Here is a 16,813-nt window from a genome sequence, read left to right as displayed (position 1 = left end):
TTTTGTTTTAGAATAAACCGTTCTCAATTTAAAACAAGTATTTTTCATAAATCGATAGAAAGAATGGTAAATACCAAACCCATATATCAAAAAGAAATAAAACAGATAGTAAGTGTATAACTCAATAAATTTTATTTATCCGAAAATAATGTCTGGCTGACAGATGAAGTTCCAACAAAATATATTGATTTTAAATAGTATTTTTAAAGCCTAAATTATAAATAATATGAACCCACTATTATTAACAGACGGTTACAAAGTTGACCATAGAAGACAGTATCCTAACAAAACCACTTTAGTATATTCTAACTGGACACCCAGAAAATCAAGAATTGAAGGTCTTGAGGAAGTTGTGTTTTTCGGATTGCAGTATTTCATCAAAAAATACATTATTCATGATTTCGATACGCATTTCTTCAAACAGCCAAAAGAAGAAGTAGTTAAAAAATACGCCCGCAGAATCAATAATTATTTAGGCGAAAATCAGGTTGGAACCAAACATATCGAAGATTTACACGATTTAGGCTATATCCCGATGGTTTTTAAAGCGTTGCCAGAAGGTGCCAGTGTGCCTTTGAGAGTACCAATGTTTACGATGTATAATACGATTCCGGAGTTTTTCTGGCTGACGAATTATTTCGAAACCTTACTTTCTGCCGTAATCTGGCTGCCTTGTAACTCTGCTACGATTGCAAGGGAATATAGAAAAGTACTGGATAAATATGCGGAAGAAACTTCTTCTGCACCTGATTTTGTAAACTGGCAGGGACACGATTTCTCTATGAGAGGAATGGGTGGTATTGAAGCTGCAGTAACTTCTGCAGCCGGACATTTATTGAGCTTTACAGGATCAGATACGATTCCAGCGATTGATTTCTTTGAAGAATATTACAACGCCAATTCTGACACCGAATTAATCGCAGGTTCTGTTGCCGCTACTGAACATTCTGTAATGTGTATGGGAACTACGGAAGGCGAATGTGAAACTTTCAAAAGATTGATTACAGAAGTTTATCCAAAAGGAATTGTTTCTATCGTTTCTGATACTTGGGATTTATGGAAAGTTCTAACGGATTATCTTCCAAGATTAAAAGAAGAAATCGTTTCAAGAGAAGGTAAAGTAGTAATTCGTCCTGACAGTGGTGATCCGGTAGATATTATCTGCGGAAATCCAAACGGAAAAACAGAACAAGAGAAAAAAGGGGTTATCGAATTGCTTTGGGATGTTTTTGGCGGGACTACAAATGCTAAAGGATTCAAAGAATTGGTGCCGCAAATTGGAGCCATTTATGGAGATAGTATTACCGTAGCAAGAGCAATTCAGATTTGCGAGCGTTTAAAAGCAAAAGGGTTCGCTTCTACCAATGTGGTTTTAGGGATTGGATCTTTTACCTATCAGTACAACACCAGAGATACTTTTGGTTTTGCAATGAAAGCCACTTATGGTGAAGTTGATGGCGAAGGAAGAGCTATCTTCAAAGATCCAATTACTGACGACGGAACTAAAAAATCGGCTAAAGGATTAATGAAAATCGAATTAATCGACGGTAAGTATCATTTAACTGATAATGTTTCTTGGGAAGAAGAAAAACAAGGAGAACTGAAAGAAATTTTCAGAGACGGGAAACTTTTGGCAGATCAGTCTTTAAATGAAATCAGGGCACGCGTTAGTGCAGGCATAAGTATTGAAGCATAAAAAATACCGGTTATAAACAGATTTTAATCCGAACTAAAATATAAAACTATGAAAATTACAGCTCTTATCATTTTAGCCGGCTGCTGTTTTATAACCGGCATTATCCATTCACAAGTAAATCAAAGAAAAAAGATGCAAAAAGATACCCAATATCCAAAGGCGCTGGTTGATTACGAAGATTTTAAAAATCTGGTAACCGAATTAGAAAAGCAAAGAGAAAAAAATCTGGTAAGTCTTGATGTTTTCCTTAAAATGGCGAAAGAAGAAAATGTTGTTATCTTAGACACGCGTTCTGATTTTCGATTTAACAGAAAACATCTGAAAGGCGCAATTCATCTGGATTTTACTGATTTTACACAGGAAAATCTTTTAAAATTGATTCCGGATCCCAATACCAGAATCTTGATTTACTGCAATAATAATTTTGATGGAGATCCAATAGATTTTGCTTCGAAAATGGCGAAACCAAAAACCAATATCGAAACGCAAATTCTGTCCAACAGAAAACCCATTATGCTGGCATTGAATATTCCAACGCACATTAACCTTTATGGATACGGTTATAAAAATATCTACGAGCTCGATGAACTCGTAAATGTAAATGATTCCAGAATAACGTTTGAAGGAACGGAAATGAAATAATACAAATCGTTTAAGCTAAAAAGCCTGAATTGATAGGATTCAGGCTTTTTTTTGTAATAGTTTGTCATTTCGAGGGACGAGAAATCACATTCAGAGAGCGACGTACTGCATTTCCTTACTTTATGTGATTTCTCGTTCCTCGAAATGACAAAATTGCGTTTTACTTTTTATAAAAATTATTGTGATCAATATATTCCCAGACTTTTGAAGGCAAAAGCGGCTGGATATTTTTTCCTTTTTTAATATTTTCCCGAATAAAAGTAGACGAAATTTCTACAACCGGCGCGTCAATGATATGAACTTTAGGATGTGATTTCAATTCAGTATTTTCTGGTTCTGATGAAATGCGCGGATACACAAAAATATTATGATTCTCTAAAATCACCTGATAGTTTTTCCATTTGTGGAGTGTCTTCAGATTATCCTCACCCATAATGAGTGAAAATTCGTGGTTTGGATATTTGTCCTGCAAATGCGACAGTGTGTTTACAGTATAATTCGGCTGAAGTAATTTAAACTCAATATCCGAAGGTTTTATTTTTGGGAAATCCTCCGTAGCCAGATAAACCATTTGCAGACGATGATGGTCATCAAGTAAAGTAGCTTTCTTTTTCAAAGGATTATGAGGCGTAACCACCATCCAAATCTGATCTAAACCGGCAAATTCAGCCATGTGATTGGCAATAATCAAATGACCAATATGAATGGGATTGTATGTTCCGAAGTAGAGGCCTATTTTCATCTTTTGAGGTTTCACAGAGAATCGCTAAGATAGCACAAAGATTCGCAAAGTTTAAAAATACTTTGCGAATCTTTGTGTATTACCTTTGTGAAACTCTGCGGAATAATTACTTATTTACGAAGTCTTTCACCAGCTGATGTGCTTCTTCCAAGGCAACAGCCAGATCGTAGTTTTTAATAATCACGTCAAATTGTGGAGCAGTTGCAAGCTCAACCGAAGCTTTTGCAATACGCATATTGATTTTGTCTTCGCTTTCTGTAGAGCGTTCTTTTAATCTTCGTTTAAGTTCGTCAACACTTGGCGGTTTTACGAAAACGGCTAAAGTCTGTTCCGGGAATTTGTGTTTGATACGCAGTCCGCCGGCAACATCAATGTCGAAGATGACATTTTTACCCAAAGCCCAGATTCTTTCAATTTCCGATTTTAAAGTACCGTAAAAGTTATCTCGGTATACTTCTTCCCATTCCAGGAAATCTTCGGCTTTAATATGCTTCTTGAATTCTTCCAGCGAAATAAAATAATAATCTTTTCCGTTGACTTCTTCTCCACGAGGATCACGTGAAGCTGCTGAGATTGAAAATTCTAAATTTAAATCTTCCTGTTTTAGTAAATGCTTTACTATCGTTGTTTTTCCCGATCCCGAAGGTGCTGAAAAAACAATTAATTTTCCTTTGTTCATTTTTATAAGTAATTAGTAATTAGTAAAAAGTGAATAGCTAATTACAATTCACTTTTTAAATTACTTTATAATACATTCAAAACCTGTTCCTTAATCTTCTCGAGTTCATCTTTCATCATCACTACCAGTTTCTGCATCTGTGCATGGTTTGATTTTGAACCCATGGTGTTGATTTCGCGTCCCATTTCCTGAGTGATAAAACCAAGTTTTCTACCGTTGGCCTCAGTTCCTTTTATGGTTTCCAGAAAATAATCCAGGTGATTGGTTAAACGAACTTTCTCCTCAGTAATATCCAATTTCTCCAAGTAATAAATCAGTTCCTGCTCAAAACGATTTTCGTCAACATTTACCTGCAATTCAGAAATGGCAGTATGCAAACGGTCCTTTATTGCCTGGACACGTTCCGGATCAAGAGCCAGGGCATCATTCATATATTGACGGATATTTCCAATTCGAAGATTGAATTCTTTTTCAAGAGATTCTCCTTCGTCTTTTCTGAAACTTAAAATATTTTGCAATGCCTCATCAACGATTACCTGAATCTGCTCCCAGTCGTTTTCGTCAATTTCCTCACGCTCTGTTTTCAGAACATCCGGCATACGGACCGCCATTTTCATCAATTCGGTTTCGTCAGCATCCGGATAAACTTCCCTTAACTGGGCTATATAATTTTTTACAACCGGAACATTTACCTTGGTAGAAGTCTGCTCTGAAGTACTTTCAACATAAATCGCAAAATCGACTTTTCCTCTTTCCAGTCTGGTCGAAATCATGGTTCGCAAACCCAATTCCATTTCTCGGTAAACTGATGGCATTCTCACATTCAGGTCTAAACCTTTACTATTTAAAGATTTTACTTCTACAGTAATTTTTTTCGTTGGCAATTGCAAAGAAGCTTTACCAAAACCCGTCATCGATTGTATCATATATTGAGTATAAAGGCGCAAAGATACTAAAAAACTTTACAGGGTTAATTTCTAGTTACGCAAGGTCTAAGTTATAAATTATTTGGGCGTTGCCTAAAGGCCGGACTATCCGTTACAATGTCATTAACTTAAAAAATTGCATTCGTCACTTCGAGTGATTTTTAAGAATAATGCGATAGCTTTATGATTAAAAATTGTATCGAGAAGCTTTTTGGCACTAAGGTTCTCGATACATTTTGTTTAAAAAAACTATCTCATTTTTAAACAAAACACTCGAACTGAAGAGTAATATGTTTACTTTTCTTCTAAAGCTTTCATCACCTGCAAAATATTCTGCTGGCTGTTTCCGATATAAATTTTGCCATCAATGATAAAAACCGGACGGCTTAAAAACGTATAATGTTCCAAAATGTATTTTTTAAAATCAGCTTCAGTCAGTGATTTGTTTTTTAAATCCATGGACTTGTACAATTGCGCTTTTTTGCTGAATAACGTTTCGTAGCTTCCGGAAAGCTGGTACATTTCTTCCAGTTCAGCTTCAGTAATCGGATTTTGCTTGATGTCATGAAAAACTAAATCATTATCTTTTGGCAGGCTTTTGATTATTTTACGGCATGTATCGCAAGAGGCTAAGTAGTATATTTTGTTCATAATTTTAATTTATTTTGAATACAAAGAAAATTCATTGCAACTTAAAATTGCCTAATTTTATTAAAAAATAAATTTATGAATTCAGTTTTCGAAGTACAAAAAACAAGCAGGGAAATTCTTCTGAAAGTTTTAGACAATCACTCATTAGAACAATTAAATAAAATTCCACAAGGTTTTAAAAACAACCTTATTTGGAATATTGCACATTGTATAGCTGCCCAACAAGCTTTAGTTTATAAATTATCAGGTCTGCCTTCAATAGTCTCTGATGAGTTTATTGCTAAATACAGAAAAGACACCAAACCGGAAGGCGACGTTTCACAAAATGAAGTCGATGAAATCAGAAGATTGCTTTCAGACACCTTACATCAGGCTGAAAAAGATTACGCAGATAAAATTTTCACAAACTATACTGAGTACACCACAAGTATGGGATTTACACTTCGAAATATTGAAGATGCCCTCTCATTCAATAATTACCATGAAGGCACACACACCGGAATAATAATGAGTATCCGAAAGTTGGTTTAGAACTTTCGGATTTTTTATTTTTCAATAGTTTCAATTGTAACATTCATGGCGCCTGCTCCTTTGTTTTTGGCAATCTCCATAAAAGCTCTTTTAGATAAATCTATTTCTCTGGTTTTAACAAATGGTCCTCGGTCTGTAATTTCAACAATTACAAATTTGCCATTGGCTTCATTTGTAACTTTTACTTTGGTACCGAAAGGTAATTTTTTGTGGGCGGCAGTATATTTATTATTATTGAAACGTGCTCCGCTTGCTGTTCTTTTTCCATTAAAACGATCATGGTAATAAGAAGCATGAGCTGATTTTTTGTAAATTTTCAATTTCAGGCCTTCAACGCTAAAAACAGAATCGTTTAAAGGCACCATTTTTAGTTTATCTGTTTTTAAAGTATCCTGAGAAACCTTCGTTTCAACCGGTTTACTCTGACTCATAACGTAGGTAAAGCAACTTAATAAAGTCACCGAAAGGAGAGAGAGCAAAATATTTTTTTTATTCCTCATAATTTATTTTTTTTCAGACTTGGGGGGACTTGTACAAATAATATGCCGAGATAAAAAAAGCCCTGTAGGAGGGCTTATTTTGGTGTTTTTAGAACCATAAGTTCCATGGAATTCTGCTTAAAATAAGCACCAAACCAATTCCGTAAAATATAGCAAATGTTTTAAATTTTGCTTCGCTGTTAATTAGTTTTTTATGTTTTGACCATCCTATTGTGATTAGGGCAATAGCAATTAAATTAATCAATGGATGTTCTAATGATGTTAATCGAAGTGCTGCGTTAGACATTTGACCCAAAGCATCTTTTCCTAACGGAGATACAAAATAAAGAATCAAACCGATTAATAGTTGTGTATGTGTACCTATTAAAGCGAACAAGGCAATTTTTCGGTCCTTAGCTGTGAAATCTTTTTTTGATGAGAATCCAAGAATGGCGTTTACAACTGCAATTAGTAAAAGTAGTAATGCCAAATAAGCCCAGCCTGAGTGGAGTTTTTGAAGAAAATGATACATAGATTAATATTTTGTTTAAAACAAATATAACAAAAAAGGGTATAAAAAAACGGCAATGACCTATAAAGTCAGTGCCGTTTTGATATTTATTTTGGTTCTAAATTTTAGAAGTTATAACGTAAGCTTACGTTCCATGTTCTACCTAAACCGAAGTAACCGTTGTTAACAACATTGATTCCCCTATAGTTAACTGACGTTGGCGTTACAGCTGTCGCAGAAGTTAATTCAGATAAATAAACCTCGTCAAATACGTTATTCACGTTAACTCTAAAATTTATAGAGTCTTTATTACCTTTACCAATAAACAATTTATAAGAAATACCTGCATCTACTAAATCATAAGTTGGCAATTGAATATTATCTTTAGTGACAACTGTTGAGTACAATTTATCATAGTATCTCCAATCAGCATCTATCGACAAGTTTCTTACAAACTCATATTTAAAACCTAAACCATAAGTAGTTTGCGCAGCATCTCCAACTTTTCCACCATCAACATCTTTAACCGTCTCATCTAGAGTTTCTAAACTTTCATTTCTTCTGGTCGTTAAAGTCTGCCCTTTATATTCATAATTTCCAACTGAAAGAAATCCTGTAACATCAAGTTTATCCATAGGTTTTGCAACTATATCTAACTCAACACCAGTATGAACCTGTTCAACCCCTTGGTTAGTAATTAATATTAAATCTCCTGCATTAAGAGTGACACCACCAATAACCTGACCGGCTGTAGCAACGTTAGTTGTCGTAGTTACTCTATCTTTCCAGGTAGTTCTATATCCGTTAACACTTGCGGTTACTATTTTTGATGTAAAAGTATATCCTGCTTCCAAACCAAGAATTTTTTCATTTTCAGTAAAAGGATTCACTTTATTTGTAAAGTTTAAGTAAATGTTATCGTGATATGGCTGACGATTATAGTAACCAGCATTTACATATACATTATGGTTTTCAGCAAATTTATAGCTGGTCCCTCCTTTTACATTGTACCCTACATTATTAACTTTTTCTGAATCTTGAAATTCAGGTAAATAATCAAATCTATCTACTCTTGAATGTGATTGATTTGAAAGAGATCCTTGAAAAAAAGCAGAAAAACTTTCGTTTGAATATTCTAATTGGCCGAATACTCCACCATAAGAAATAGTTTCTCCATAATCGTAGTCAATTCTTTGATTTTCATCAACTGCACTGAAAGTTGCTGGCCAAGGCCTTGCTTTTGCAGAGTCGGTCACTTTAGTACTAACAATAGTACCACTTGGCTTATCATCATCACCTTTAAGATTTCTTGAGTCAGTCCAGCTTGATAATCCTAAATAATCAGCAACCTGTCTAAAGTGAGTTCCTTTGTATGTTCTTAAATCAAGACCAACATTTAAAGCTAAATTGTCAGTAAGTTGATTTTTTAAGTTAGAAACTAAACCATACCAAGCATGATTGTTTGCACTTGCCCTTAATACATATGCACCTTTAGTACTTTTTCCGTCACCCGTACCTACACCATCAACAACAGTTAAATTGTTAGCATATATTCCATCAAAATTTACCTGACCTCCAGCAGGAGTATTAAGTGAAGTTAGTCTTGTTCCGTAACCTCCTGTTGATCCCCCTCTTCCCCAAGATGCATATAAAACGGTAGAAAGCTGAGTTTTTTCAGTGATGTCGTAATCCCAGTTTAAATTAAGAACTGGTTTATGGTAATAATTAGTTCTTTCAGATTTGTATTCTCCGTTTTGAGTTCCCCAGTTATTATTATATTTTCTTCCGTATTTTAAATAACTGTCAATCGATTTAGTAAAGTTTTGATCATGCCATTGAGGTGCACCTGTCAAAAGGAAGTTAAAACTGTGCTTATCATTAGCTTTGTAACCAACAGAAATAAAGTAAGTCTGACCTTCACCTTTTGTCCCATCATTATAACCATCTCCCTGCCAATGAGAAAGCATTACACTGGTTCCCCAGCCTGATTTACTCATACCTGTATTGTAAGCAGCAGTACTTTTAAAGAATTTATCATTAGCAACATTTAAAGACACAAAACCACCTTCTCTTTTATCAGTAGCTTTTGTAATAAAGTTAACCGTTCCTCCAACAGAAGATATTGCTAGTTTAGAAGATCCTAAACCTCTTTGAATTTGTATGGCATTTGCAATATCAGACATACCTGACCAGTTAGACCAGTACATTTTTCCGTCTTCCATTCCGTTAATTGGCTGACCATTTAATAAAAAAGCTGTATTGTCCTGAGCAAATCCACGTACAGTTATTCTTGAATCGCCATACCCCGAGGCCTGTCCTGCAACATACACAGAGGGTGTATTAACCATTGTCTGAGTAATATCTGCTGTACCAATTTTTGCCTGAATATCAGCTGCTTTAATTGTAGAAACAGCAATAGGAGTTTTTCTTTCTTTGGCTAAATCGATAATTCCTTTACCCATTACAACTATTTCTTCCAATTGATTTGAATCCGATTCTAATAGAATCACTCCAAGATTAGTTGTTGCTCCATTTGAAACTGAAAATTTAACTGTTTGTGTATTATAACCTAAGTAGGTAATAACCAATTCTCCAGAACTGTTTTGAGAGTCTAACATAAATTTACCGTCAAAGTCTGTAGAAGTTGCAACTGTAGATCCTTTGATAACTACATTTGCGCCCGGCAGCGAGTTCGTGCCATCGGTAATTGTACCTGTAACTTTTCCCTGAGAAAATGCGGTTGAAACTATCATGAACAACAGTCCAGTAAGTAACCAATTTTTCATTGTCTTCATTTGCTATTTAGTTTATTGTTTTTGGCAAAATTATAACAAATTAATCAGATAATGTTATCAAAAAGTTAAGAATAACAAGTTTTATGCATTGTATTGAACATTAAAACGATTTTATCTTTTAATGATAAATAAAATATAATATTTCCATTTAATGTTTATTTTTTTTATTAAAAGAATAACAATACTCCATGATGAATGTATATAATCATGTAAAAACCAGTATCTTTTGTAAGAATTATTAAAATTACTTAACAAAAAAACGCCTTAATTAAAAAAATTAAGACGTTTGTATTTTCAAACTGATAATAAGATTATTTTTTGTTTAAAAAATGATTAAGCAAAAATGAAGTCGAACTATCGTGCGTTTTTACCGTTTTTGTATTTATTTCTTCTAAAATAGAATTGGCCAGCTGTTTTCCTAGTTCCACTCCCCATTGGTCAAAACTAAAGATATTCCAAATTACTCCCTGAACAAAAATTTTATGCTCGTATAAAGCAATCAAAGAGCCTAAGCTTTTAGGTGTCAATTTTTCAATTAGAATTGTATTGGTCGGTTTGTTGCCTGTAAAAACTTTAAATGGCAACAAATAAGATGCTTTTTCTGCAGGAAGCTCTTGTTTGTCAAATTCTGCCTGAACCTGTGCTGCTGTTTTTCCGTTTAGCAAAGCTTCTGTCTGTGCAAAAAAGTTGGACATTAGTTTATCATGATGATCTTCGTTACCGTATAATGGTTTTATGAATCCGATAAAATCTGTTGGAATCAATTTTGTTCCCTGATGGATTAACTGAAAAAAGGCGTGCTGCGAATTTGTCCCAGGCTCACCCCAGATAATTGTTCCGGTTTGATAGTTTACCGGTTTTCCGTCACGGCCAACACTTTTTCCGTTGCTTTCCATGGTTGCCTGCTGCAGGTATGGGGCTAATTTTTGTAAATACTGTGTGTACGGAATCAAAGCTTCACTTTCGGCACCGTAAAAATTATTGTACCAAACACTTAACAAAGCTAAAATTACCGGAATGTTTTGATCAAATTCTGCCGATTTGAAATGTTCATCCATTTCATTGGCTCCCTTTAATAATTCGTTATAATTATCAAATCCAATCGCTAAAGCAATACTCAAACCAACAGCGCTCCATAAAGAGAATCTTCCTCCAACCCAGTCCCACATTGGAAAAATATTATCAGGATTAATTCCGAATTCCGTTACTTTTTGAATATTGGTTGAAACTGCCACAAAATGTTTAGCAATGTCTTCCTGAGAAGCCGATTTCAAAAACCATTCTTTTATCGTTTCTGAGTTCGATAATGTTTCCTGAGTCGTGAAAGTTTTAGAAACAATTAAAAATAATGTGGTTTCAGGATTTAATTTTTTGATTACTTCATTAACGTGATCACCATCTACATTCGAAACGAAATGTATATTTAAGTGATTTTTATAAAATTGCAACGCTTCCACAGCCATTGCAGGACCAAGGTCAGAACCTCCAATACCAATATTTACAATATCAGTAAACATCTTTCCGGTATATCCTTTTCTTTCTCCCGAAATTACTTCGTTTGTAAAGCTTTTAATTTTATTTTTTACTTCATAAACTTCCGGGATTACATTTTCTCCGTCCACTTTTATAACTGCAGACTCAGGAGCACGCAATGCAGTATGCAAAACCGCTCTGTTTTCTGTCTGATTGATAATTTCTCCTCCGAAATAATCAGCAATTGCACTTTTTAATTCAATTGAATTTGCCAATTCCAGCAAAAGTGAAATTGTTTCTTCACTAATATTATTTTTAGAATAATCGACTAAAAAGTCATTCCATTGCAAATTGAATTTTTCTGCACGTGCACTATCTTTTTGAAATAATTCCTGTATTGTAGTCTGCTGAATTGCTTTGAAGTGGTTTTGAAGATTTTTCCACGCATCAGTTCCTGTTGGATTTGTTGTATTTAAAGCCATTTTTAATAAGATTGTAGTTTTTTTAGAAACACAAAAATACTGAAATTAGCTCTTAATACTTCTTTGCAGGGCAATTAGTTACGAAAACGATTTATAAAAGAAATTGCCAGTAGCTTTCATGTTACCAAATCTTCCACCACGGCTTCTTATTGATCTCAATGATCTTTTTATCCTTATTAATCTCAATTCTTTTTGGTTCTTCCGTTTTTATGGTTGCATCATCGAAAAACATTTCGCCCTGATCGTTCATTCCAATAGGCGATTTTGTCCTTTCTTTCCAGTTTTCTGTCTGCAATTCAGGAATTAAGGCAGCATTGATTTTGGAGCTAAATTTTTGTCTGGCTTTTTCTGTTATTTCTTCTTCAATATTAGAAGTTGAGTTTTTAAAAAGCGAAAGTGAATTATCAGGAATATGAAGCAGAAAAACCTGTGTTTTATTTTCGATTTTTTGGATATCCAAAACTTTGAAAAATGTAATCTCATCCAAAAGGAAATGCCCGATTTTCGCAGAATCAGGATTAAATTTCGATAAATCTTTTGCATTGGCACTTGCAATTAAATATCTGAAGTTTCCAGAAAGTCCTCCACCCATAGAAGTCATATCGGTAAAGCCTTTTTCCTTGATTATTTGCCCAATTTTATAATTTGAAATCAGGTTTTCAGGAAGATTTGTATCTCTGTAAAATAGTTTTAAATCTGAAAAAGTCTCGTCAAGAGTTTCTTTAATGCGTTTGTTTTTCATATTTCAAAACTAAAGATTCCCAATACTATCCAACTCTCTCTTTAAAGGTTCCATTTGTTTTAAGAAACGGGTTTTATCATTTCCTGTTAATGATTCTCCTGTTGGAAGGTTTAATCGAAGGGCATCTACCTGAATGCCGTTTTTCCAGAAACGGTAACAAACATGAGGACCGGAAGCCAATCCTGTACTTCCAACCAGACCAATAGTCTGCCCTTGTGTAACACGCTGTCCGCGGCGTACCAGAATTTTAGACATGTGTAAGTATTGGGTCGAATAAGTACCGTTGTGTTTTACCTTTACAAAGTTTCCGTTTCCGGCGGTGTAGCCTGTCTGCTCTACTACTCCTGATGCTGTTGTAGAAATTGGAGTTCCTCTTGGAGCTGCATAGTCAGTTCCTTTATGGGCTTTCCATCTGTGCTGTACAGGGTGAAACCTGTTCATCGTAAATCTGGAAGTGATTCGACTGAATTTTATTGGTGTTTTTAAGAAGAAGTTTTTCAGTGTCTTTCCTTCATCATCATAATATTCAATTTTTCCGGACAGCGTGTCTTTTTCAAACGGAAAAGCATAAACGATTTTTCCTTTGTATTCAAAAAAAGCAGCTTGTAGATCTTCTACACCATCATAAGTTTTACCATTGATGAAACGTTCTGTAAAAATCAAACCGTAACGATCCCCTTTTTTAAGTTTAAAGAAATCAATTGACCAGGAAAATACTTTCGTAATTCGGTTTGCAAGTGCGGCTTCTACACTATTATTTCCCAAAGTTTCAGATAAGGAGCTTTTTAAAACCCCGCCAATTATTTTACGTTTAAACGTAACCGGTTTTACTTTTTTATAAGCATTTGCAACCGTATCCCTAAAATCAATAACGTAATAAGTAAGGGCATCCGGCTGATAAATAAAAAACTGTAGTTTATTGGTTTTATTTTTTGAACGAAGAATAGTGTAAGGCTTATTATAGCGAATAGACCTTACATTAAAAGAATCTTTCACCTGTTCAACGATATTATAGACCTGTTTTGAGCCAATATTTTGACGCTGAATTATGGATCCAAAAGAATCACCCTTTTTTACAGTATCGTGAACCACATTAAAATCATTGTAATTAAATCCAAATTCTACTTTTTTAGTTTTTGGTTTAGTAATTTTAATTTCAACTTTTTCTTCTTTTTTATTACAAGAAATTATTGAAAATAAGAGTATTATAATTACGAATGCTTTTTTCAAACTTTTATTTTTTTCTGGAAAACTAAGCCGTCGGCTCATTCCCCCAATTGGACAATTCTTCTTCGGTCCACAATTTAGGAAAAAAGATGCGTCTTTGGTATTTTGGATGCATATATTTTTGCCAGTCGCTTCCACCTGTAGCTTCTCCGTTTCCTTTTCCGCTTTCCAGAATATATTTTATAGCTGTATTTAAATGCTGCATTACCCAGGTAATATTAACAGTATAATCATAATGACGCATTGCCAGAATCAAATCGGGATTTTGCTGGTCTTCGACAGGCAACTGGGTAAATTTTTGCCAGATATTCTTCGTTTTGAACTCTGACATCTGACGTAAAAACTGTCCTTTATATTTCTTTTCAAATTCCTGAAGCAAATATGATTTCTCGCCTGTCTGATAATCTTTCCCTGCTGCCTGCCAGTATAAATGTTCAAAAGAGGTTTCTAAATCTGTGTTTTCATCAAAATTAACTTTATATCTTCTATCTGTCAAGTTAATAACATCAGTCGAAGCAAATTCTATCATTCTATACTGGGCACTCTGGAAACCACTTGCGGGAGTCAGGGTGTTTCTGAACTTCATGTATTGCTCTACATCCATTCCGTTTTCCATAATACTGAAAGAGTTGGTCAACATATCAAAATAACGGGTAATCCTGGAAAGTCTTTCGCTAAAAAAATCAACCTGAATATTTTCTGTATCGGCAATCTGGTCAATTTCCCACAGAATCATTTTAAAGATCAGTTCGTTTACCTGATGATACATAATAAAAACCATTTCATCAGGAAGTGTGGTACGCTGTATCTGAAGGTTTAAAAGTGCATCAGTCTGAATATAATCCCAATAGGTGATTGGTTTGGACCAAAGCAACCCTTCAAGCTGGACATCTGTTTTTTGATTTATGGCTTTATATTTAAGATCAATTTCTTTTAGGATTGATTCAGAATTATCCGTGGTATTCATTATTTTTTTACTTTAAATGGATATTTTAATCCCTTATATTCGTCAATATCAGCCTTAAGTGATCCAACTGCTAAATCTGCTTTTATTCTAACCGGAACTTTATTATTATCGTCTGTTATCCAAAGCGTTACACTTTCTTTTTCTTTGAAAACCCGGCCTGTCTGTACTAAAGGTTTAAAAACCATAGTAGAAACGGTGCCAAATTTAGTTGTAATATCCTGACGACCTATATATTTTAACTTAAATTTTGTGATCTCTTCATCAAAAAACATATCAATTGTAATGGACTCACCCGATTTTAGTTTGTCGATATTAGGATGATTGCGCAGGTAATAAAAAGCCGAAATTATATCCTGTACATTATCATTAACAACAATCGTTTTTTCGGTTTTACGTTTATAATCTTTTACCAAAACACGATTTTGTGACTGCATGAAAAAACCTTCCTGATTTTTCGTGTAACCTCCTTCGTTTATTTTTCGGATGTATCGGTATGGATCACCGCTTTCTTTATCAAAATAGCTTTCATATAAATCTTCTACTTTGAAAAAAAATTTTGACATTCCGGTTGTGTATCCTTTACCCACTGCGTGAAAAACTTTTTTGTTGTTCACAACAGCTTCTTTAACTTCTAAAGTAGCATAACCTGCATTAACAATTCCGTAGTGGATCCTGAATTTAAAATATTCCCCCACATCAAAAGCATCTTCTTTGTAGGTATCAAAACTTAGTGTGGTGAGTATAAATATGAATAGAATTAGTTTTTTCATAATAAGATATTTACTGTTTACTAGCCATAAACGCAAATTTTATTCCAAATATACCAAAACAAAAAAACTCAGTCAAAAGAATGACTGAGTTTTTATGCTATTAACTAACCAAAAAACTATAAATTATGAAAATTTATATCAATTTAGGAAGGAAACCACCCCTTCCTGATTTGCGAGTGCAAAGATAGATACAAAGTTTAAATAATAAATAGCAAAAAGGCAGTTTAACAAAACATTTGCATTAAAATCATCAATTTACAGGGGATTTTTTTACATAATGTAAAAAAAACATAAATTTACAATGTACCTCTTAACGCCTGCTCCCTTTCTATTGATTCAAACAAGGCTTTAAAGTTACCAGCGCCAAAGCCTTTCGCCCCCATTCTTTGTATTATTTCGAAAAAAAGCGTTGGTCTGTCCTGAACTGGCTTGGTAAATATCTGTAATAAATAACCATCTTCATCAGCATCTACCATGATAGCTAATTTTTCAATTTCATTAATATCTTCTTTCATCATATCCATGTGAACACCCAATCTTTCTGGGATGGCCTCATAATAAGTATGTGGAGGAGCTGATAAAAATTCAACACCGCGAGCTCTTAATTGTGATACTGTTTTAATAATATCATCTGTTGCAATAGCAATATGCTGTATTCCGGGTCCGCCATAGAAATCTAAATATTCTTCGATCTGAGATTTTTTCTTTCCTTCAGCCGGTTCGTTGATTGGAAATTTAATCCTTCCATTTCCGTTTGACATTACTTTGCTCATCAATGCCGAATATTCTGTGGTAATTTGCTTGTCGTCAAAAGACAGGAAATTTACGAATCCCATCACCTCTTCGTAGAATTTTACCCAGATATTCATTTCGTTCCAGCCCACATTTCCAACCATGTGATCGATGTATTTTAATCCGGTAGGTTCGGGATTATAATCTGATTTCCATTCTTTATAACCTGGAAGGAAAACGCCATTGTAATTTTTTCTTTCTACAAAAATGTGGACGGTTTCTCCATATGTATAAATTCCGGAACGAATTACCTGGCCAAATTCATCTTCTTCAACCGTTGGTTCCATAAAAGAGCGAGCCCCTCGTTTCATAGTCTCTTCATACGATTTTGTAGCATCTTCAACCCAAAGTGCTGCCACTTTTACGCCGTCGCCATGTTTTTTCAAATGTTCATTGATTGGAGAATCTGCGGTAAGAGGTGTTGTCAAAACAATCCTGATTTTGCCCTGCTTCAAAACATAAGACGCCCTGTCTTTTACTCCCGTTTCTAATCCGGCGTAAGCCAGTGACTGATAACCAAAAGCTGTTTTGTAATAATGTGCAGATTGTTTGGCGTTCCCAACATAGAATTCCACATAATCTGTCCCTAATAATGGAAGGAAGTCCTGAGCACCTTCGAATATTTTTTCTAATCCGTATTCTACTGATTTTACTTGTTTCATAATGAGATAATTTGTCAATTAGATAATTAGATAATTTTGAAATGAG

General features: G+C 34.4%; 16 protein-coding genes and 1 pseudogene. 4 read left to right on the top strand and 13 right to left on the bottom strand.

Annotated features, from left to right (window positions below; genetic code table 11):
• The 3 genes and pseudogenes from K8B81_RS13715 to K8B81_RS13705 form a co-directional block, all read left to right on the top strand.
• A pseudogene (locus K8B81_RS13715) lies at positions 1 to 120 on the top strand (IS1595 family transposase); the annotation flags it as partial.
• A gap of 106 nt (positions 121 to 226) precedes the next feature.
• Positions 227 to 1,696: a nicotinate phosphoribosyltransferase gene (locus K8B81_RS13710; RefSeq protein WP_223682151.1), complete on the top strand. Its 1,470-nt coding sequence runs from the start codon at positions 227 to 229 to the stop codon at positions 1,694 to 1,696.
• A 48-nt stretch (positions 1,697 to 1,744) separates the two neighbouring features.
• Positions 1,745 to 2,338, top strand: a complete 594-nt coding sequence (locus tag K8B81_RS13705) for a rhodanese-like domain-containing protein (protein WP_025572612.1) — start codon at positions 1,745 to 1,747, stop codon at positions 2,336 to 2,338.
• A gap of 160 nt (positions 2,339 to 2,498) precedes the next feature.
• On the opposite strand, the gene nadD is transcribed toward K8B81_RS13705, so the two are convergent.
• The 4 genes from nadD to K8B81_RS13685 all read right to left on the bottom strand — a co-directional run bounded on the left by nadD (position 2,499) and on the right by K8B81_RS13685 (position 5,336).
• A complete protein-coding gene (gene nadD, locus K8B81_RS13700) occupies positions 2,499 to 3,080 on the bottom strand; it encodes a nicotinate (nicotinamide) nucleotide adenylyltransferase (RefSeq protein ID WP_223682150.1) in 582 nt (193 codons plus the stop codon).
• A 106-nt stretch (positions 3,081 to 3,186) separates the two neighbouring features.
• The gene (gmk, locus tag K8B81_RS13695; RefSeq protein ID WP_110347366.1) at positions 3,187 to 3,759 is read right to left on the bottom strand and encodes a guanylate kinase; all 573 of its coding nucleotides are present in this window, start codon (positions 3,757 to 3,759) and stop codon (positions 3,187 to 3,189) included.
• Between the two features lie 65 nt (positions 3,760 to 3,824).
• Positions 3,825 to 4,685, bottom strand: a complete 861-nt coding sequence (locus K8B81_RS13690) for a YicC/YloC family endoribonuclease (protein ID WP_049817535.1) — start codon at positions 4,683 to 4,685, stop codon at positions 3,825 to 3,827.
• 294 nt (positions 4,686 to 4,979) lie between these two features.
• Entirely contained in the window at positions 4,980 to 5,336 is a 357-nt protein-coding gene (locus tag K8B81_RS13685) for an arsenate reductase family protein (protein WP_223682149.1), read from the bottom strand.
• Positions 5,337 to 5,411: 75 nt separating this feature from the next.
• Here K8B81_RS13685 and K8B81_RS13680 point away from each other — a divergent pair, with 75 nt between their 5' ends.
• Entirely contained in the window at positions 5,412 to 5,867 is a 456-nt protein-coding gene (locus K8B81_RS13680) for a DinB family protein (RefSeq protein ID WP_223682148.1), read from the top strand.
• A gap of 14 nt (positions 5,868 to 5,881) precedes the next feature.
• Here K8B81_RS13680 and K8B81_RS13675 read toward each other — a convergent pair whose 3' ends face one another.
• The 9 genes from K8B81_RS13675 to hppD form a co-directional block, all read right to left on the bottom strand.
• The gene (locus K8B81_RS13675) at positions 5,882 to 6,367 is read right to left on the bottom strand and encodes a septal ring lytic transglycosylase RlpA family protein (protein ID WP_223682147.1); all 486 of its coding nucleotides are present in this window, start codon (positions 6,365 to 6,367) and stop codon (positions 5,882 to 5,884) included.
• Between the two features lie 88 nt (positions 6,368 to 6,455).
• Positions 6,456 to 6,878: a hypothetical protein gene (locus K8B81_RS13670; protein WP_223682146.1), complete on the bottom strand. Its 423-nt coding sequence runs from the start codon at positions 6,876 to 6,878 to the stop codon at positions 6,456 to 6,458.
• Between the two features lie 104 nt (positions 6,879 to 6,982).
• Positions 6,983 to 9,643, bottom strand: coding sequence for a TonB-dependent receptor (locus K8B81_RS13665; protein WP_317196962.1), 2,661 nt, complete (start codon positions 9,641 to 9,643; stop codon positions 6,983 to 6,985).
• 320 nt (positions 9,644 to 9,963) lie between these two features.
• Positions 9,964 to 11,607: a glucose-6-phosphate isomerase gene (pgi, locus tag K8B81_RS13660; RefSeq protein ID WP_223682144.1), complete on the bottom strand. Its 1,644-nt coding sequence runs from the start codon at positions 11,605 to 11,607 to the stop codon at positions 9,964 to 9,966.
• Between the two features lie 121 nt (positions 11,608 to 11,728).
• Positions 11,729 to 12,349, bottom strand: a complete 621-nt coding sequence (locus K8B81_RS13655) for a hypothetical protein (protein ID WP_223682143.1) — start codon at positions 12,347 to 12,349, stop codon at positions 11,729 to 11,731.
• Between the two features lie 9 nt (positions 12,350 to 12,358).
• Positions 12,359 to 13,579, bottom strand: coding sequence for a peptidoglycan DD-metalloendopeptidase family protein (locus K8B81_RS13650; RefSeq protein WP_223682142.1), 1,221 nt, complete (start codon positions 13,577 to 13,579; stop codon positions 12,359 to 12,361).
• Between the two features lie 22 nt (positions 13,580 to 13,601).
• Complete coding sequence (locus K8B81_RS13645; RefSeq protein ID WP_223682141.1) at positions 13,602 to 14,543, bottom strand: tryptophan 2,3-dioxygenase family protein; 942 nt, start codon at positions 14,541 to 14,543, stop codon at positions 13,602 to 13,604.
• Positions 14,543 to 15,313, bottom strand: a complete 771-nt coding sequence (locus K8B81_RS13640) for a DUF3108 domain-containing protein (protein ID WP_025571166.1) — start codon at positions 15,311 to 15,313, stop codon at positions 14,543 to 14,545. The genes K8B81_RS13645 and K8B81_RS13640 overlap by 1 nt, the downstream gene beginning before the upstream one ends.
• Before the next feature lie 296 nt (positions 15,314 to 15,609).
• On the bottom strand, positions 15,610 to 16,770 hold the full coding sequence (hppD, locus tag K8B81_RS13635; protein ID WP_223682153.1) for a 4-hydroxyphenylpyruvate dioxygenase: 1,161 nt from the start codon (positions 16,768 to 16,770) through the stop codon (positions 15,610 to 15,612).
• Between the last annotated feature and the right edge of the window lie 43 nt (positions 16,771 to 16,813).

The organism is Flavobacterium hibisci, assembly GCF_020026925.1.
In the GTDB taxonomy this organism is placed as follows: Bacteria; Bacteroidota; Bacteroidia; order Flavobacteriales; family Flavobacteriaceae; genus Flavobacterium; species Flavobacterium hibisci.
This window is presented reverse-complemented; position numbering and strand designations above follow the sequence as displayed.

What these genes read in the sequence shown, in the direction of transcription:
- K8B81_RS13710 (WP_223682151.1), top strand. Translation starts at nt 227, where the DNA reads ATGAACCCACTATTATTAACAGACGGTTACAAAGTTGACCATAGAAGA.
- K8B81_RS13705 (WP_025572612.1), top strand. Translation starts at nt 1,745, where the DNA reads ATGAAAATTACAGCTCTTATCATTTTAGCCGGCTGCTGTTTTATAACC.
- nadD (WP_223682150.1), bottom strand. Translation starts at nt 3,080, where the DNA reads ATGAAAATAGGCCTCTACTTCGGAACATACAATCCCATTCATATTGGT.
- gmk (WP_110347366.1), bottom strand. Translation starts at nt 3,759, where the DNA reads ATGAACAAAGGAAAATTAATTGTTTTTTCAGCACCTTCGGGATCGGGA.
- K8B81_RS13690 (WP_049817535.1), bottom strand. Translation starts at nt 4,685, where the DNA reads ATGATACAATCGATGACGGGTTTTGGTAAAGCTTCTTTGCAATTGCCA.
- K8B81_RS13685 (WP_223682149.1), bottom strand. Translation starts at nt 5,336, where the DNA reads ATGAACAAAATATACTACTTAGCCTCTTGCGATACATGCCGTAAAATA.
- K8B81_RS13680 (WP_223682148.1), top strand. Translation starts at nt 5,412, where the DNA reads ATGAATTCAGTTTTCGAAGTACAAAAAACAAGCAGGGAAATTCTTCTG.
- K8B81_RS13675 (WP_223682147.1), bottom strand. Translation starts at nt 6,367, where the DNA reads ATGAGGAATAAAAAAAATATTTTGCTCTCTCTCCTTTCGGTGACTTTA.
- K8B81_RS13670 (WP_223682146.1), bottom strand. Translation starts at nt 6,878, where the DNA reads ATGTATCATTTTCTTCAAAAACTCCACTCAGGCTGGGCTTATTTGGCA.
- K8B81_RS13665 (WP_317196962.1), bottom strand. Translation starts at nt 9,643, where the DNA reads ATGAAAAATTGGTTACTTACTGGACTGTTGTTCATGATAGTTTCAACC.
- pgi (WP_223682144.1), bottom strand. Translation starts at nt 11,607, where the DNA reads ATGGCTTTAAATACAACAAATCCAACAGGAACTGATGCGTGGAAAAAT.
- K8B81_RS13655 (WP_223682143.1), bottom strand. Translation starts at nt 12,349, where the DNA reads ATGAAAAACAAACGCATTAAAGAAACTCTTGACGAGACTTTTTCAGAT.
- K8B81_RS13645 (WP_223682141.1), bottom strand. Translation starts at nt 14,543, where the DNA reads ATGAATACCACGGATAATTCTGAATCAATCCTAAAAGAAATTGATCTT.
- K8B81_RS13640 (WP_025571166.1), bottom strand. Translation starts at nt 15,313, where the DNA reads ATGAAAAAACTAATTCTATTCATATTTATACTCACCACACTAAGTTTT.